The 17,307-nt window shown below is 32.1% G+C and carries 14 protein-coding genes; 6 read left to right on the forward strand and 8 right to left on the reverse strand.

Going from position 1 to position 17,307, the window contains the following annotated elements; genetic code table 11:
- Positions 1-45 precede the first annotated feature (45 nt).
- From sucD to ACLII3_RS14730, 7 genes are all read right to left on the reverse strand, one after another.
- Positions 46-918: a succinate--CoA ligase subunit alpha gene (gene sucD / locus ACLII3_RS14700; protein WP_412985118.1), complete on the reverse strand. Its 873-nt coding sequence runs from the start codon at positions 916-918 to the stop codon at positions 46-48.
- A gap of 114 nt (positions 919-1,032) precedes the next feature.
- On the reverse strand, positions 1,033-1,971 hold the full coding sequence (locus ACLII3_RS14705) for a UDP-3-O-(3-hydroxymyristoyl)glucosamine N-acyltransferase (RefSeq protein ID WP_412985120.1): 939 nt from the start codon (positions 1,969-1,971) through the stop codon (positions 1,033-1,035).
- Positions 1,972-1,977: 6 nt separating this feature from the next.
- A complete protein-coding gene (gene efp, locus ACLII3_RS14710; RefSeq protein ID WP_412985122.1) occupies positions 1,978-2,544 on the reverse strand; it encodes an elongation factor P in 567 nt (188 codons plus the stop codon).
- Between the two features lie 9 nt (positions 2,545-2,553).
- Complete coding sequence (gene lpxA / locus ACLII3_RS14715) at positions 2,554-3,339, reverse strand: acyl-ACP--UDP-N-acetylglucosamine O-acyltransferase (protein ID WP_412985124.1); 786 nt, start codon at positions 3,337-3,339, stop codon at positions 2,554-2,556.
- 93 nt (positions 3,340-3,432) lie between these two features.
- Positions 3,433-4,833, reverse strand: a complete 1,401-nt coding sequence (locus ACLII3_RS14720) for a bifunctional UDP-3-O-[3-hydroxymyristoyl] N-acetylglucosamine deacetylase/3-hydroxyacyl-ACP dehydratase (RefSeq protein WP_412985126.1) — start codon at positions 4,831-4,833, stop codon at positions 3,433-3,435.
- Positions 4,826-5,854 carry a UDP-3-O-(3-hydroxymyristoyl)glucosamine N-acyltransferase gene (lpxD, locus tag ACLII3_RS14725; protein ID WP_412985128.1) on the reverse strand — a complete coding sequence of 343 codons (1,029 nt, stop codon included), beginning with the start codon at positions 5,852-5,854 and terminating at the stop codon, positions 4,826-4,828. Before lpxD ends, ACLII3_RS14720 begins: the two co-directional genes overlap by 8 nt.
- A 25-nt stretch (positions 5,855-5,879) precedes the next feature.
- Positions 5,880-7,109, reverse strand: coding sequence for an HD domain-containing protein (locus ACLII3_RS14730; RefSeq protein WP_412985130.1), 1,230 nt, complete (start codon positions 7,107-7,109; stop codon positions 5,880-5,882).
- A gap of 117 nt (positions 7,110-7,226) precedes the next feature.
- Between ACLII3_RS14730 and ACLII3_RS14735 the strand changes: the two genes are divergently transcribed.
- The 6 genes from ACLII3_RS14735 (at position 7,227) to ACLII3_RS14760 (ending at position 11,765) form a co-directional block, all read left to right on the forward strand.
- Positions 7,227-8,780, forward strand: coding sequence for a response regulator (locus tag ACLII3_RS14735; RefSeq protein ID WP_412985132.1), 1,554 nt, complete (start codon positions 7,227-7,229; stop codon positions 8,778-8,780).
- Positions 8,781-8,871: 91 nt separating this feature from the next.
- A complete protein-coding gene (gene tsaE, locus ACLII3_RS14740; RefSeq protein ID WP_412985134.1) occupies positions 8,872-9,279 on the forward strand; it encodes a tRNA (adenosine(37)-N6)-threonylcarbamoyltransferase complex ATPase subunit type 1 TsaE in 408 nt (135 codons plus the stop codon).
- Positions 9,280-9,489: 210 nt separating this feature from the next.
- Positions 9,490-9,636, forward strand: a complete 147-nt coding sequence (locus ACLII3_RS14745; RefSeq protein ID WP_412985136.1) for a hypothetical protein — start codon at positions 9,490-9,492, stop codon at positions 9,634-9,636.
- Positions 9,578-10,120: a hypothetical protein gene (locus tag ACLII3_RS14750; protein WP_412985138.1), complete on the forward strand. Its 543-nt coding sequence runs from the start codon at positions 9,578-9,580 to the stop codon at positions 10,118-10,120. The genes ACLII3_RS14745 and ACLII3_RS14750 overlap by 59 nt, the downstream gene beginning before the upstream one ends.
- Positions 10,121-10,187: 67 nt before the next feature.
- The gene (locus ACLII3_RS14755) at positions 10,188-11,387 is read left to right on the forward strand and encodes an alanine dehydrogenase (RefSeq protein WP_412985140.1); all 1,200 of its coding nucleotides are present in this window, start codon (positions 10,188-10,190) and stop codon (positions 11,385-11,387) included.
- Between the two features lie 6 nt (positions 11,388-11,393).
- A complete protein-coding gene (locus tag ACLII3_RS14760) occupies positions 11,394-11,765 on the forward strand; it encodes a hypothetical protein (protein ID WP_412985142.1) in 372 nt (123 codons plus the stop codon).
- A 69-nt stretch (positions 11,766-11,834) separates the two neighbouring features.
- Here the strand turns inward: ACLII3_RS14760 and ACLII3_RS14765 are convergent, their stop codons facing one another.
- A complete protein-coding gene (locus ACLII3_RS14765) occupies positions 11,835-17,267 on the reverse strand; it encodes a T9SS type A sorting domain-containing protein (protein WP_412985144.1) in 5,433 nt (1,810 codons plus the stop codon).
- Positions 17,268-17,307 lie beyond the last annotated feature (40 nt).

Consider the following 17,307-nt stretch of genomic DNA (forward strand, 5'->3'; position numbering starts at 1 on the left):
AACGAACTTATAACGAATATTTTTTTGTAATATTTTAACAAAAAACTAGCCTAAAACTTCAGCTACTTTTTTACCAATTTCAGCAGGAGAATCCACAACATGAATTCCACACTCTTTCATAATTCTTTTCTTTGCTTGAGCAGTATCATCACTACCACCTACAATAGCACCAGCGTGTCCCATTGTACGTCCAGCAGGAGCAGTTTCACCAGCAATAAAACCAACAACAGGTTTATTACTTCCACTCTCCTTGTACCATTTTGCAGCATCAGCTTCTAATTGTCCTCCAATTTCACCAATCATTACTACACACTCAGTTTCTGAATCATTAATAAGTAACTCAACAGCTTCTTTTGTAGTAGTTCCAATAATTGGATCTCCACCAATACCAATTGCAGTAGTAATACCTAATCCTTGTTTTACAACTTGGTCTGCAGCTTCATAAGTTAATGTTCCTGATTTAGAAACAATACCTACATTTCCTTTTTTAAATACAAAACCAGGCATGATTCCTACTTTAGCTTCTCCTGGAGTAATAACTCCTGGACAATTTGGTCCAACTAAACGACAATCTTTTCCTTTAATATAATCAGCAGCTTTAATCATATCTGCAACAGGAATTCCCTCAGTAATTGTAATAATTACTTTAATACCTGCATCAGCAGCTTCCATAATAGCATCAGCAGCAAATGCTGGTGGTACAAAAATTATTGTAGTATCTGCTCCAACTTGTTTTACAGCTTCATCAACAGTATTAAATACTGGTTTATCTAAATGAGTTTGACCTCCTTTACCTGGAGTAACACCACCCACTACATTAGTACCATATTCAATCATTTGAGAGGCGTGAAAAGTACCTTCACTTCCTGTAAATCCTTGAACTATTATTTTTGAATCTTTATTAACTAAAACGCTCATTTTTGAATGTGTTTTTATTTTATTTTTTTGAACTCAACAAAAGTAATTTTTTAGTGATTAATTATGAAGAGTTTTTGATACATTTTTATATTATTTTTTTGTAACGAAAAGATATTAAGACTTTTCTTTTAGCTTCTCTAAAATTTCTGGAATTTTTCGAATTGAAGCAATCTCTTTATACTTAGTTCTAAAGTCATCTGCAGGAATTCCAAAATAATGCTTCCCGCCTTCTAAAGACTTACTTACACCAGCTTTAGCTGATAATACAGCTTTTTCTCCAATTGTTACTCCACTGGTAATTCCTACTTGTCCCCAAATAGTAACTTCATCTTCAATTATAGTGCAACCTGCAATTCCTACTTGAGAAGCGATTAAACATTTCTTCCCAATAACGGTATCATGTCCAATTTGAACTTGGTTATCTATTTTAGCACCTTCTTTTACCGTAGTATCAGCAGTAACACCTCTATCAATTGTGCAACTAGCACCAATATCTACATTATCTTCAATGACAACTCTTCCTCCAGAAAGTAAGCGATCAAATCCTTCTGGGCGCTTTTTGTAATAAAATGCATTTGCACCTAAAACTGTTCCTGAGTGAATGGTTACATTATCTCCAATGATAGCATCGTCATATATGCTAACATTAGCATGAATAACACAATTCTTACCTATTACCACATTATTACCAATAAAAGCAGTAGGTTGAATAATTGTATTCGCTCCAATTGTTGCGCTTTCAGCAACATTTGAAGTTGCTGGAATAAATGGTTTGAAATGATTTGTTAATTTATTGAAATCTCTAAAAGGATCATCAGATATTAAAAGTGCTTTTCCTTCTGGACATTCTACTTCTTTGTTTATTAAGACAATTGTAGCTGCTGAATTTAAAGCTTTATCGTAATACTTTGGGTGGTCCACAAATACTATATCTCCTGGTGCCACAACATGAATTTCATTCATACCAAGCACAGGGAAATTAGCATCACCAACAAATTTACAATCAATAATAGTTGCTATTTGTTGTAATGTATGACTTTGAGGAAATTTCATTTCTACTTATTCTTTGATACGCTCTTTGTATGTACCCTTTTCTGTTTCTACCTTAATTTTGTCACCTTCATTAATAAATAAAGGCACCATTACAGTAGCTCCTGTTTCTACAGTAGCAGGTTTTGTAGCATTTGTTGCAGTATTTCCTTTTACTCCTGGCTCAGTAGCAGTTACTTCCAAAATAACACTAGCAGGCATATCTACAGAAAGAGGTAAACCATCTTCCGAATTGATAATTACAGTTACTACCTCTCCTTCTTTTAATAATCCAGGATTGTCAATAGTACTCACATTTAATGTGATTTGGTTATAATCTTCAACATTCATAAAATGATACATATCACCTTCAGGATATAAATATTGGAATTTATGAGTTTCTACTCTTACATCATCAATCTTATGTCCTGCTGAAAATGTATTATCGATTACTTTTCCTGTAGTTACACTTTTAAGCTTTGTACGCACAAAAGCAGGTCCTTTTCCTGGTTTTACATGTAAAAACTCAATAATTTTATATATATCGTGATTATATTTAATACATAATCCGTTTCTAATATCTGAAGTATTTGCCATTATATTTTTTTAATTTGATTTAAAGTATCCTTTCATAATTCCTCGATGAGAATTTCTAATAAATTGTAGTATCTCATCACGTTCTGGAGTCGCCTCCATTTCTGCCTCAATTATTGCAGCAGCTTGTGTATTATTATAGTTCTTTTGATATAGAATTCTATATATATTTTGAACTTCTCTAATCTTGTCGGTTGAAAACCCTCTACGTCTTAATCCAACAGAATTAATTCCTACATAAGATAAAGGTTCACGTGCAGCTTTAACATAAGGAGGTACATCTTTTCTAACCAATGATCCTCCAGTTACAAAAGCATGATTACCTACAGAAGCAAATTGATGAACCGCAACCATACCTGCAAGCACTACATTATCTCCAATAGTAACATGACCAGCTAAAGTTGTGTTATTAGAAAATATACAACTATCACCTACAATACAATCATGAGCTATGTGGCTATATGCCATTATTAAACAGTTATTACCAACAACAGTTTTCATTTTGTCTGTTGTACCTCTATTAATAGTTACACACTCTCTAATGGTAACATTATCACCAATTTCTACAGTAGTGTCTTCATCATTATATTTTAAATCTTGAGGTATTGCAGAAATTACTGCTCCAGAAAAAATATTACAATTCTTTCCAATTCTAGCACCTTCCATGATGGTTACATTAGATCCAATCCAAGTACCTTCACCAATCACTACATTATTATGTATTGTTGTAAAAGGTTCTATAACAACATTTTTTGCAATTTTAGCCCCTGGATGAACGTAAGCAAGTGGTTGATTCATTTTTGTTATTTTAATTTTAATAAATATGTAAAAATGTGTTCGCAATTTGATAACAAAATATACATTTTGCTTTCGAAATTGCTCGGTACATATTTACTTAACTTTTGTTATTTGAGCCATTAATTCAGCTTCAGCACAAAGTTTTCCATTTGCATAAGCATAACCTTGCATATGACAAATTCCTCTTCTAATTGGAGTGATTAATGAACATTTAAAAATTAGTGTATCACCAGGAACTACTTTTTGCTTAAACTTAACATTATCCATTTTCATAAAGAAAGTCAAGTAATTTTCTGGATCTGGAACTGTACTTAAAACTAAAATCCCTCCTGTTTGTGCCATTGCTTCAACAATTAAAACTCCTGGCATTACTGGAGCGCCTGGAAAGTGTCCTGCAAAAAAGGACTCATTCATAGTTACATTCTTTGTTCCTATTACATGAGATTTAGATAGCTCAAACACTTTATCTAAAAGTAAAAACGGTTGTCTATGTGGCAACATATTCATGATATCGTTAACATCCATTAAAGGTGTTTGATTCAAGTCTATTTGCGGTACATTATTTCGTTTTTCGATTTTAATAATTTTAGACATTTTTTTAGCAAATTGAGTATTTACAAAATGTCCAGGTTTATTAGCTATTACTTTTCCTCTAATACGAGTACCTATTAATGCTAAGTCTCCAATAACATCAAGTAACTTATGTCTAGCTGCTTCATTTGGATGATGCAATGTTAAGTTATCTAAAATGCCATTTGGCTTTACAGCTATATTATCTTTTTTGAAAGCATCCTTTAAACGCTCCATTGTTTCTGGCGATAATTCTTTATCAACATAAACAATAGCATTATTTAAATCGCCTCCTTTAATAAGACCATGCTCTAACAACATTTCAATTTCATGTAAGAAACTAAATGTTCTTGAGTCTGCAATTTCATTTTTAAAATCAGAAAGTCGCTGTAGTGTCGCATTTTGTGTACCCAAAACTTTAGTGCCGAAATCTACCATTGTTGTTACTTGGTATTCATCGGCTGGAATAATTGTTATTTCACTTCCTGATTCTTCATCAACATATGAAATAACTTCTTTAACAACATATTCTTCTCTTTTAGCATCTAATTCTACAATTCCTGCCTCTTCTAAAGCTTCAATAAAAAACTTAGAAGAACCATCCATAATTGGAGGCTCTGAAGCATCTAATTCAATAGTTACATTATCAATTTCTAATCCAACTAAAGCAGCAAGAACATGCTCACAAGTTTGAATTGTAACACCGTTTTTCTCTAAACAAGTACCTCGTTGTGTACTAGTTACAAAATTTGCATCAGCTTTCATTACTGGAGCTCCTTCAAGATCAACTCTTTTAAAGGTATAACCATTATTAGCTTCTGCTGGCGTAAAAGTTAATGTTACTTCTTTTCCTGTATGAAGCCCTACACCTTTAAGTGAAACTTCTTTAGTAATTGTAGTTTGTTTAAATTCAGTACTAATCATCCTGATTAATTTTCTTTTCTAAATTGTTTATAGTTTTTACAATTTTTGGAAGATTTTTAAAATAAACATAAGATTTATTCCAATCTCCATAATTGAATGAAGGCGAACCTTGTAATACTTCGTTGTCTTTAATATTTCTACCTATTCCAGATTGCGCTTGTACTCTAACACCATTTCCTATTGTTAAATGACCAGCAATACCAACCTGTCCTCCTATTTGGCAATTTTCGCCAATTTTTGTTGAACCTGCAATTCCTGATTGTGCAGCAATTACTGTATTCTTTCCAATCTCAACATTATGAGCTACTTGAATTTGGTTATCAAGTTTCACTCCTCTTCTAATGACAGTAGATCCCAAAGTAGCTCTATCTATCGTAGTAGCAGCACCAATATCTACATAATCTTCTAAAATCACGTTTCCTGTTTGTGGAACTTTAGTATACTCTCCTTTTTCGTTTGGTGCAAACCCAAAACCATCTGCACCTATAATAGCGCCAGAGTTTATAACACAGTGATTACCAATAATACACTCTGAATATATTTTTGCTCCCGAAAACAATATTGTATTATCACCTATTGTAACATTATCACCTATATAAGAATTAGGATAAATTTTCACATTATCACCAATCTTAACATTATCACCTATATAAGTAAATGCTCCTAAATAAACATTTTCTCCATAACTAGCAGATTCTGAAACATAAACTGGTTGCTCAATACCAACCTTATTGTTTTTAACCTGGTTATAGTACTCTAATAATTTAGAAAATGATTTATAAGCATCTTCAACTTTGATTAAAGTAGTAGTGATATCATTTTCAGGTTCAAAATCTTTTCCTACAATTGTAATTGATGCTTTTGTACTATAGATATATGGTGTATACTTTGGATTAGCTAAAAAGGTTAACGATCCTTCAAAGCCTTCTTCTATTTTTGCAAGTTTAGATACTTCTACATCTGGATTTCCAACGATGTCGCCTTCTAAAATTCCTGCTATTTGATTTGCTGTAAATTTCATTATCCGCAAAAGTATAAAAAATGTGTTAAAGTTTGTCTTTTGGATAACATATATAATACTTAGTTACAGGTTTTGAAAGCACTTTTAAATTTAAATGGTCTGAAGCCTTAACTATATCGGTTATTTTCCCGTTTTTATAAAGTATATTTATTCTTTCTTTTTTACGTTGATATGCTTGATTTGTAATTTCGCCATCAAACACAAAATATTGCGCTTCGTACTCTGAAACATTATACTTATCCTTTAATTCTTCTATTTTTTCTTTTAAACGCTCTTTCTTGTGTTTCTTATTTTTTATTTTGATTTTAAGCAACTCTCTTTCAACAATCATTTGGCAAAGGTTACTTAATACAAAATCGTCTGAGTGTTGCCAATCTTTTAAAGCCGAAATTATATCATAATCATCAAGACGTGAAAAAACATCTAAAACTTCTTTGGTAAATGTTGACTTATCTATATCATTATTTAAAAAATAGCTTAAAGCTTTACTGGCTGGCAACACAAATCCTTGCTTTGTTAGTTCTTTAGCTCTTTTTAAAACTCTAATAATTAATTGTTCAGCAACCAAACTTGTTTTATGCAAATAAACTTGCCAATACATTAAACGTCTAGCAGTTAAAAATTTTTCGACTGAATACACTCCCTTTTCCTCAACTACCAATTCATCATCAACTACATTAAGCATTGTTATTAAGCGCTCGCTGTTAATGTTACCTTCTGCAACTCCAGTGTAAAAGCTATCTCTTTTTAAATAGTCTGCCCTATCCATATCGAGCTGACTTGATATAAGCTGATTAAAGAACTTTCTTCTATATTCACCTTTGAATATTTGAATTGCCAGCGTTAAAGTTCCGTTAAATTCTACATTTAATTGCTCCATAAAAAGCAACGAAATTTCCTCATGAGTTATTCCGTTAACAATACTATGTTCCATAGCATGACTAAATGGTCCATGACCAATATCATGAAGTAAAATAGCTATATAAAGTGCATTTTCTTCCTCTTCAGAAATTGTAACTCCCTTAAAACGAAGTATCCTAACAGCCTTCTGCATTAAATACATACAGCCTAATGCATGATGAAAACGTGTATGATGTGCTCCAGGATAAACTAAATAAGATAATCCCATTTGGGTAATTCGTCTTAACCTTTGAAAGTATTTGTGCTCTATTAAGTCAAAAATTAAAGCATTAGGAATAGTAATAAATCCGTAAATTGGGTCGTTAAATATTTTGAGTTTGTTTTTTGTATTCAAACTTATTTCAATTTTAAAAATTTATAATATCAGTTACTAGCTGATTTTAACTAAAATATAAAAAGTAAAAGTACTAAATACAATGGACTTTATACTTTTAAAGCAAATTAATACTATATGAGTAAAATAAGTATCCTTTGGGTTGATGATGAAATAGATTTATTAAAACCACACATTCTATTTTTAGAAAAGAAAAATTACACAGTTACAACTTGCCAAAGCGGTACCGAAGCTATCGACATAATAGATGAAGAAAACTTTGATATTGTTTTTTTAGATGAAAATATGCCTGGACTTACTGGCTTAGAAACCTTATCTGAAATAAAAGAAAAACGTGCAAATATTCCTGTGGTGATGATTACTAAAAGTGAAGAGGAATATATTATGGAAGAAGCTATTGGTAGTAAAATAGCTGACTACTTAATAAAGCCTGTAAATCCAAATCAGATTTTATTAAGTCTTAAAAAGAATTTAGACCATACTCGATTGGTCTCTGAAAAAACTACTTCAAGCTATCAACAGGAATTCAGAAAAATCGCTATGGATTTAGCCATGGTAAACTCATATCAAGAGTGGATGGATTTATATCAAAAACTGATTTATTGGGAGTTAGAATTAGAAGATATTGAAGACCCAGCAATGTTTGAAATTCTTGAATCGCAAAAAAATGAAGCAAATCTGCAGTTTGGAAAATTTATAGATAAGAATTATCCAGATTGGTTTAAGCCAAATACAGATGCGCCAATAATGTCTCATAATCTATTTAAGGATAAGGTAGTTCCTCAATTAAGTAAAGAGCAACCTACTCTATTTGTTGTAATAGACAATTTGAGATATGATCAATGGAAAGCATTCGAGCCTATTGTAAATAACTACTATAAAAAAGAAGAAGAAATATCATATTGCAGTATACTTCCAACAGCTACACAATATGCTAGAAATGCTATATTTTCTGGACTTATGCCTATAGATATGGAACGATTGCATCCAAACTTATGGAAAAATGATACAGATGAAGGTGGTAAAAATCTATACGAAGGCGAATTTCTTGAAGCACAGTTAAAACGATTAGGACTTACACATCTTAAGCATGAGTATATTAAAATTACCAATCTTAAGTCAGGAAAAAAACTTGCTGAGAATTTTAAATCAAAAAAAGACAACGACTTAACTGTTGTAGTTTATAACTTTGTTGATATGCTTTCGCATGCCAAAACGGAAATGGAAGTTGTAAAAGAATTAGCCTCAAATGATAAGGCTTATAGATCTTTAACTCATAGTTGGTTTAAAAACTCTCCTTTATTAGAAATTATTCAGCAAGCACAACAACTAGGATTTAAATTAATTATCACTACAGATCATGGTACTATTAATGTAAAAAACCCTTCTAAAGTAATTGGTGACAGAGATACTAGTCTAAATTTAAGATATAAAACTGGTAGAAGTCTAACTTATGAAAACAAAGATGTATTAGCAGCTAAAGACCCAAAAAACATACACTTACCTGCAATTACGATGAGTAGCTCATTTATTTTCGCAAAAGGAGATTTGTTTTTTGCCTATCCTAACAATTACAATCACTACGTTAGCTACTATAGAAACACTTATCAACATGGAGGTGTTTCTTTAGAAGAAGTTATCATACCATTTGCAGTATTAAACCCACGATAAAATCCATGAATTGCAAAAAACATCGATGAAATACTGTTTTTTATTGTTTTTTTTGTAAATTAGTCCTATAATTGCAATTCAAAAACTGAATTTGGAATTAAATTTTGACATAAATTCTATTGAAGAAGTTGCTAAATCCATTCTTGAAAAAGCAAAATCTAAAACAATTTTGTTTTATGGAGAAATGGGAGTTGGTAAAACAACACTAATTAATGAATTAGTTAAGCAACTAGGTGGATTGATGGATACATCTAGTCCCACATTTTCAATAGTCAACGAATATGAAATCAAAGACGATATAGTATATCATTTTGACTTTTATAGGATTGAAGATGAGTATGAAGCTTTAGATCTTGGAATAGAAGAATATTTTTATTCTAATAGGTGGGTTTTTATTGAGTGGCCAGAGAAAATTGACGTTTTACTTCCTGAAAATGTAGGAATTTTAAGACTAAAATTAAATAAAAATGGCACTAGAAACCTCTCTTTTCAAGTTTAAAGCAATAATTTAATGAAAAATCAAAAAATAATAGCTTGAAAAAAGCATAATTGTAGACCAAACCAAATCTATAAACTACGGTAAAACCGTAGCTTGAAAGCCGCGCAAACAAAGGGTTTTAACATTTTTTTAACATTTCAAAATCGATTTTAAAAGCAATCTATCTTAACTTTGAAAGTAGTTAATTAATTAATTTAATCCCTTGAAATTATGAAAACTAAAAAGAAGTTTTTAATCGCAGTTGCCATTTTTGGTGGAGTTTTATTTACAGCTCAAGCTACTAATTTAATAGACCTAAATGGACAAACTAAAACAGAAATTAAAAAAAGTAAAATCAAGCCAAACACAAACGGATAGACAAAGTTTAGTGTTAGGTAGTATTGTTGCAACATTTATTGCAGCAACACCTTACCTTTTTTATACTTACAGAAGTGTCCCAAGTACAAAAATTTGGGACACTTTTTTATTTACTTTCGAAAGTCATCACTATGAAGACGCTAACGCCGCTGTTTGGTCTTTCATGGTAAAACTTATACCTCTTCTTTTATTATTTATTTGGTTCTTTACATGCAGACACTGGTGGTATCATGCATTATTAGTGCCTATTGCTATGTATGTATGGCAATTAATAGGAGCTTTTAATGATGAAACAGATTTTATTGATGAATTAGGGCTTTTATATTTAATCCCAATTATGGGAATAATTATACCCTCTATTTATTTGATAAGAGCTCGTATGTTTAATAAAATAAACGATGCGGACAAAACACTAGAAGAACTTGAAGAAGAATTTAAAATTAAGCCAAAGTCTTTTATTGATAGATTAGGAGATTATTTTTAATAAAGCCTATTCTCATTAATTATAAATTTCAAATTTATTCGTAATTTGGTTTTTTAATCAACCTAATATGAGTAAATCTAGAACACCTTTTACTAAAGAACAATTACTTCCTCAGGAAGAAATGCTAGAAGTTTTAAAGAAAAAAGGAAATTTATTTATTGGAATTCCTAAAGAAACTTCATTTCAAGAAAAACGTGTTTGTTTAACTCCAGATGCTGTTTCTGCATTAACAAATAATGGACATCGTGTACTATTAGAGTCTGGTGCAGGTGATGGTGCTAACTTTAATGACACCGATTATAGTGAGGCTGGAGCAGAAATAACAAAAGACGCTTCAAAGGTCTTTTCTTGTCCAATAATATTAAAGGTTGAACCACCTTCATTAGATGAAATTGAACTAATCAACCCTCAATCTATTTTAATTTCAGCACTACAATTAAAAACTCAAGACAAATCATATTTCAAAGCTTTAGCAGAAAAAAGAATTACTGCATTAGGGTTTGAATTTATAAAAGATGAAGATGGTGCTTATCCAGCTGTTAGACAATTAAGCGAAATTGCTGGAACAGCTTCTATTTTAATAGCTTCAGAATTATTATCTAATGTTAATAATGGTAACGGTTTAATGTTTGGAAATATTAGCGGTGTCCCTCCTACTGAAGTTGTAATAATTGGTGCTGGTACTGTAGGTGAATTTGCAGCTAGATCAGCAATTGGATTAGGTGCAAATATTAGAGTGTTTGACAATTCCATCACAAAACTTAGAACACTACAAGCTAACATTGGACAACCAGTATACACATCTACAATGCAACCAAAAAATCTTTTAAAAGCATTAAAGCGTTGTGATGTAGCTATTGGTGCTGTAAGAGGAAAAAACAGATCTCCAATACTTGTTAGTGAAGAAATGGTAGAATCAATGAAATCAGGATCGGTTATTATAGATGTTAGTATAGACATGGGAGGTTGTTTTGAAACAAGTGAAATTACAACTCACGATATTCCTACATTCAAAAAACACGATGTTATACATTATTGTGTTCCAAATATACCTGCTAGATTCTCCAGAACTGCATCAGTATCAATAAGTAACATATTCACACCATATCTCTTAAAGATTGCTGAAGATGGTGGTATAGAAAATGCACTACGTTTTGATAGAGGTTTAAAAAATGGGTTGTATTTTTACCACGGAATTTTGACTAACAAATCTGTAGCTAAATGGTTTGATTTAGACTATAGTGATGTTAATCTACTTATTTTTTAAATATATATGAAATTAATTCATCGTGTTGGATACTACCTTGGAGGCTTCTCTATAGGACTTATTTTTTTAGCATTTTTTTTAAGCGGAAAGAAAACTTCATGCTCATATGGCTTAGACGCTAGAGTACTGAAAGATATAAGACAAAAAGAGATGCATTATTCTGAAGCTTCTCAGCGTTTACTTGATAATAAAACTATAGATACTACAACTATAAATTACATTTTGAAAAAAGGAGATGTAAATTTTGGAGAGAGTAATACTAAACTTGATTCTTGTAAAACATACATGATAGAAGGAAAATCAAACAATAGAGAATATAAATTACTTATAGAGAATTGCAATAAAAAAGCAACTATCAATTCTATAGAGATTAATTAATATAGTTACGCTCTACATTTATCATGTAGAGCGCTAACTAAAACTAACTAACTATATTAATCTTTCAAGTTAGGGAAAGATTATTCTTCTGGTTGTTTGAAAACCATTTTCTTCTAATCTAATAAGATAAATTCCACTATTAAATTGAGATATATTTATTTTTTTCAATACTAGTACTCCTCCATTTGTTTCTATTTTTTCATGATGTATTAAATTTCCTAAAACATCATGTATACTTATATTAGAATTAGAATGTAATCCCGAAACTTTTACAACAATAAAATCTTCGCTTTCTAAGTAGACTTGATACTGATAATCATATGTTTGAGGAATATCTTCATCACAATTATCCATAAAGACAGATATTTCATCAGCATCAGAATCTAATTCATTAGACACAATTACTGTATATGTTATATCTTGATTTGGAGTGACAGTAATACTTTGTGTAGTAGCGCCATTACTCCATAAATAATTTTCTCCTCCTTCTGCTGTTAAAGTAATTTCTTCTCCTGGACATGTATATACATCCTCTCCTGCATAAGCAGTCACTGTTTCTATAACTGTCACTGTTACTTCTTTATAGTCTGAACAATTATTAACCATACCTAATACACCAAATGTTGTAGTTTCCATAGGGTTAACAGCAATATTTGGCTGTGTTGCACCATTAGTCCATTCATAAGTATCTGCTCCACTTGCTGATAAAGTTATATAATCTCCTTCTAAAATAGTAACATCATTTGTAACATCTACAACTGGTAATGGATTTACAAAAACAGTTACTTCATCTGTATCTGAATCCAATTCGTTAGATACAATTACTGTATAATTTGAAGTTGCTATTGGGCTAACTGTAATACTTTGAGTGATTGCTCCTGTGCTCCATAAGTAATTATCACCTCCAGTAGCTGTTAAAGTCACACTTTCGCCTTCACATATTGAAACATCCTCTCCAGCATTTGCATTTACTGTTGATATATTATCTTCAGTAACAGTTACAACTACACTATCTGTAGATTCACAGTTATTTGAGCTTACTACAACCGAATATTCTGTAGTTGCATTTGGAGATACTATTATACTTTGGGTAGTTGCTCCTGTATTCCATACATAATTATCGCCTCCATTAGCTGTTAAAGTTACACTTTCGCCTTCTATAATACTTACATCTTCACCTGCATCTGCTATTGGTAATAGGTTTACATTAACAATGACATTATCTGTAGACTCACAATTATTTGAGGTTACAGTTACTGAATACTCTGCAGTTGTATTTGGAGAAACTGTTATACTTTGCGTAGTTGCTCCTGTATTCCAGACATAACTATCACCTCCACTTCCTGTTAAAGTAACACTTTCACCTTCACAAATAGTTTCATCTTCTCCTGCATCTGCTATTGGTAATGGATTTACATTTACAATCACTGAATCTGTATCTGAACTGTTATTAATAGTTGCTGTAACTGTATATTCTGTTGTTGTATTTGGTGATACGGTTATACTTTGCGTAGTTGCTCCTGTATTCCATACATAACTATCGCCTCCATTGGCTATTAACGTTACACTTTCGCCTTCACAAATAGTTTGATCTTCTCCTGCATCTGCTATAACTTCTATTGCATTTACTATTACAACTACGCTATCTGTAGATTCACAATTATTTGAGGTTACTACAACTGAATACTCTGTTGTTGCATTTGGAGATACTGTTATACTTTGGGTAGTCGCTCCTGTATTCCATACATAGCTATCGCCTCCATTGGCTGTTAAGGTTACACTTTCACCTTCAATAACACTTACATCTTCACCTGCATCTGCTATTGGTAATGGATTTACATTTACTATGACATTATCTGTAGATTCACAGTTATTTGAGGTTACTGTTACTGAATACTCTGTAGTTGTATTTGGTGACACAGTTATACTTTGCATTGTTGCTCCTGTATTCCATACATAACTATCTCCTCCATTGGCTGTTAAAGTAACACTTTCGCCTTCACAAATAGTTTGGTCTTCACCTGCATCTACTATTGGTGATGGGTTTACATTTACTATAACTGAATCTGTATCTGAACTATTATTAATAGTTGCTGTAACTGTATATTCGGTTGTTGTATCTGGTGATACGGTTATACTTTGCGAAGTTGCTCCTGTATTCCACACATAACTATCACCTCCACTTGCTGTTAAAATTACACTTTCACCTTCACAAATAGTTTGGTCTTCGCCTGCATCTGCTATAACTTCTATTGTATTTACTGTTACAACTACACTATCTGTAGACTCACAGCTATTTGAACTTACTACAACTGAATATTCTGTAGTTGCATTTGGTGATACTATTATACTTTGGGTAGTTGCTCCTGTGTTCCATACATAACTATTACCTCCATTGGCTGTTAAGGTTACACTTTCGCCTTCAACAATACTTACATCTTCACCAGCATCTGCTATTGGTAATGGGTTTACATTCACTATGACATCATCTGTAGATTCACAGTTATTCGATGTAACTACTACTGAATACTCTGTAGTTGTATTTGGAGAAACTGTTATACTTTGCGTAGTTGCTCCTGTATTCCAGACATAACTATCACCTCCATTGGCTGTTAAGGTTACACTTTCGCCTTCACAAATAGTTTGATCTTCTCCTGCTTCTGCTATTGGTAGGGAATTTACATTTACGATCACTGAATCTGTATCTGAACTGTTATTGATAGTTGCTGTAACTGTATATTCTGTAGTTGTGTTTGGTGATACCATTATACTTTGCGTAGTTGCTCCTGTATTCCACACATAACTATCACCTCCATTGGCTGTTAACGTCACACTTTCACCTTCACAAATAGTTTCATCTTCTCCTGCATCTGCTATAACTTCTATTGCATTTACTGTTACAACTACGCTATCTGTAGATTCACAGTTATTTGAGGTTACTGTTACTGAATACATTGTTGTTGCATATGGCGACACTGTTATACTTTGCGTAGTTGCTCCTGTATTCCATAGATAATTATCGCCTCCATTAGCTGTTAAGGTTACACTTTCACCTTCAATAATACTTACATCTTCACCTGCATCTGCTATTGGTAATGAGTTTACATTTACTATAACACTATCTGTAGATTCACAGTTATTTGAGGTTACAGTTACTGAATATTCTGTTATTGTATTTGGCGACACAGTTATACTTTGTGTAGTTGCTCCTGTGTTCCATACATAACTATCACCTCCATTGGCTGTTAATGTTACACTTTCACCTTCACAAATGGTTTGATCTTCTCCTGCTTCTGCTATTGGTAGAGAATTTACATTTACGATCACTGAATCTGTATCTGAACTGTTATTGATAGTTGCTGTAACTGTATATTCTGTAGTTGTGTTTGGTGATACCGTTATACTTTGGGTAGTTGCTCCTGTATTCCACATATAACTATCACCTCCACTTGCTGTTAATATTACACTTTCGCCTTCACAAATAGTTTGGTCTTCTCCTGCATTAGCATCCACTGAATCATTAATTACAAATACAGTAACCTCATCAGTTGCTGTACATCCATTAGAAGTAGCAGTCACACTGTAAATAGTAGTTTCACTTGGACTAACAATAATACTTGCTGTAGTTGCTCCTGTATTCCATACATAACTATCACCTCCAGTTGCTACCAAAACAGTAAAATCTCCTAATTCAATTGTTTTATCATTTCCAGCATTAACATAAGGTAATGGGTTAACAGTAACAATCACTTCATCTGTAGCACTACAATCATTTGCAGTTACAGTTACTGAATAGGTAGTTGTTGCAGTTGGACTTATTGTAATACTTTGAGTTGTTTCACCAGTACTCCATAAATAAGATTCACCACCACCATTAGCGGTAAGCACAGTACTTTCTCCTTGACAAATAGATAGGTTTTCACCAGCATTTGCTTCTGGCACTTCGTTTACAAAAACAGTTACCTCATCAGTAACAGAAAAACCGTTACTATCAATTCCATTAACAGTATATGTAGTAGTAACTAAGGGAGATACTTCAACACTATTATCAGTAGATCCATTACTCCAAGTTACATTAGATCCTCCTTCTACACTAAGAATAATTGATTCACCCTCACAAATAGTTACATCTTGTCCTGCTGAGAAACCTAAACCTATTCCGTTTAAATACAGTTCAAGATTAGTATATCCTTCATTATTCAAATCATTTCTATCCTCAACATTATTAATATTTAAATTATTTGCTATTTCCCAAACATCTGGCATACCATCATTATCAGTATCTACCAAAGGCGTATTAGAATTATAAACAGGGTAACCGCCAACTTGTTCTTGAGTATCGATAATAGCTCCTGAAGTAGAGTTGTATTCATTTATTATTCGTGAATCTACTGGATCTCTTAATGGTAAAATAGCTCCTGAGTTATTTAAAACATCATCAATCATATCAACCACAGAATCTTCAACTATACCAGAATCAACAGTAGGTGAAGGTTCTAAAAAAGGTAAAAAAGAACCATCTACAGGATCTAAAAAAGCATCTGTTGTATTACCACTAACATATACTTCTGTTTGAGAAGCATTATAACCAGCTTGAAATGTATAATCTGCTATATATTCAGAAGAAACAATATAATTACCATACTTATAATGGTTATTAATCATTGCAAAATGGTTAGCTGTAGAAATTAATGATGAATACTTAAAATTATAAACAACATTATTTATCATTTCAAAACTACAACCTCCTTCAGATCTTATATGCCCTTCCCTATTATTAGAAAAGATATTTTTAAACAAACTTACATTATCTGTATTCTCACTCATTCTAAATGCTAATGAGTTTGGTCCATTATCATTATGAGAATCATACAATGCTTCAGAAAACATACAATATTGAAATGTTACATTGGTAACTCCATTACTAGGATTGTTATCCCCATAAATTTCAACTAATTCATCAATTGACCAACTTAAAGAACAGTGATCAAATATAATATCTGATGTACCTCCTGTACTTCCATTAATAAGAATTGCTTGAGAGTCTGCACTATTAGTTCCAACTATATTACCAGTAGCATCTTTGTATCCATTATCTCCTGTTCTAAATCTAATGTACCTAACAATTACGTCTGAAGCCTCAATTTGTAGTGCAGCGCCTTTAATACATATACCATCACCAGGAGCAGTTTGTCCTGCTATGGTAATTTCATCATTTACTATTTGTATATTCTCTGACAAGTCAATGATTCCACTAACTTCGAAGACAACCGTTCTTGCTCCTGAAGCTTCACAAGCTTCTCGCAAACTACCTGGACCATCATTATTTAAATTAGTTACTTTATAAACTACACCACCTCTACCTCCTTTTGAGTACTTCCCAAATCCTTCTGCATTTGGAAAAGCTGGAGTTTGTGCATACACAACATGAATACCAATTAACAGCATGCATATTGGTGTTAATAAATAGCTAATTTTTTTCGCTAATGATTTAGTTCTCATCTATGGTTGGTTTGGGACAAAATGAATTACCCATAGTTGT

The sequence above is a fragment of the Pontimicrobium sp. IMCC45349 genome (assembly GCF_047219225.1).
Classification (GTDB): Bacteria; Bacteroidota; Bacteroidia; order Flavobacteriales; family Flavobacteriaceae; genus IMCC45349.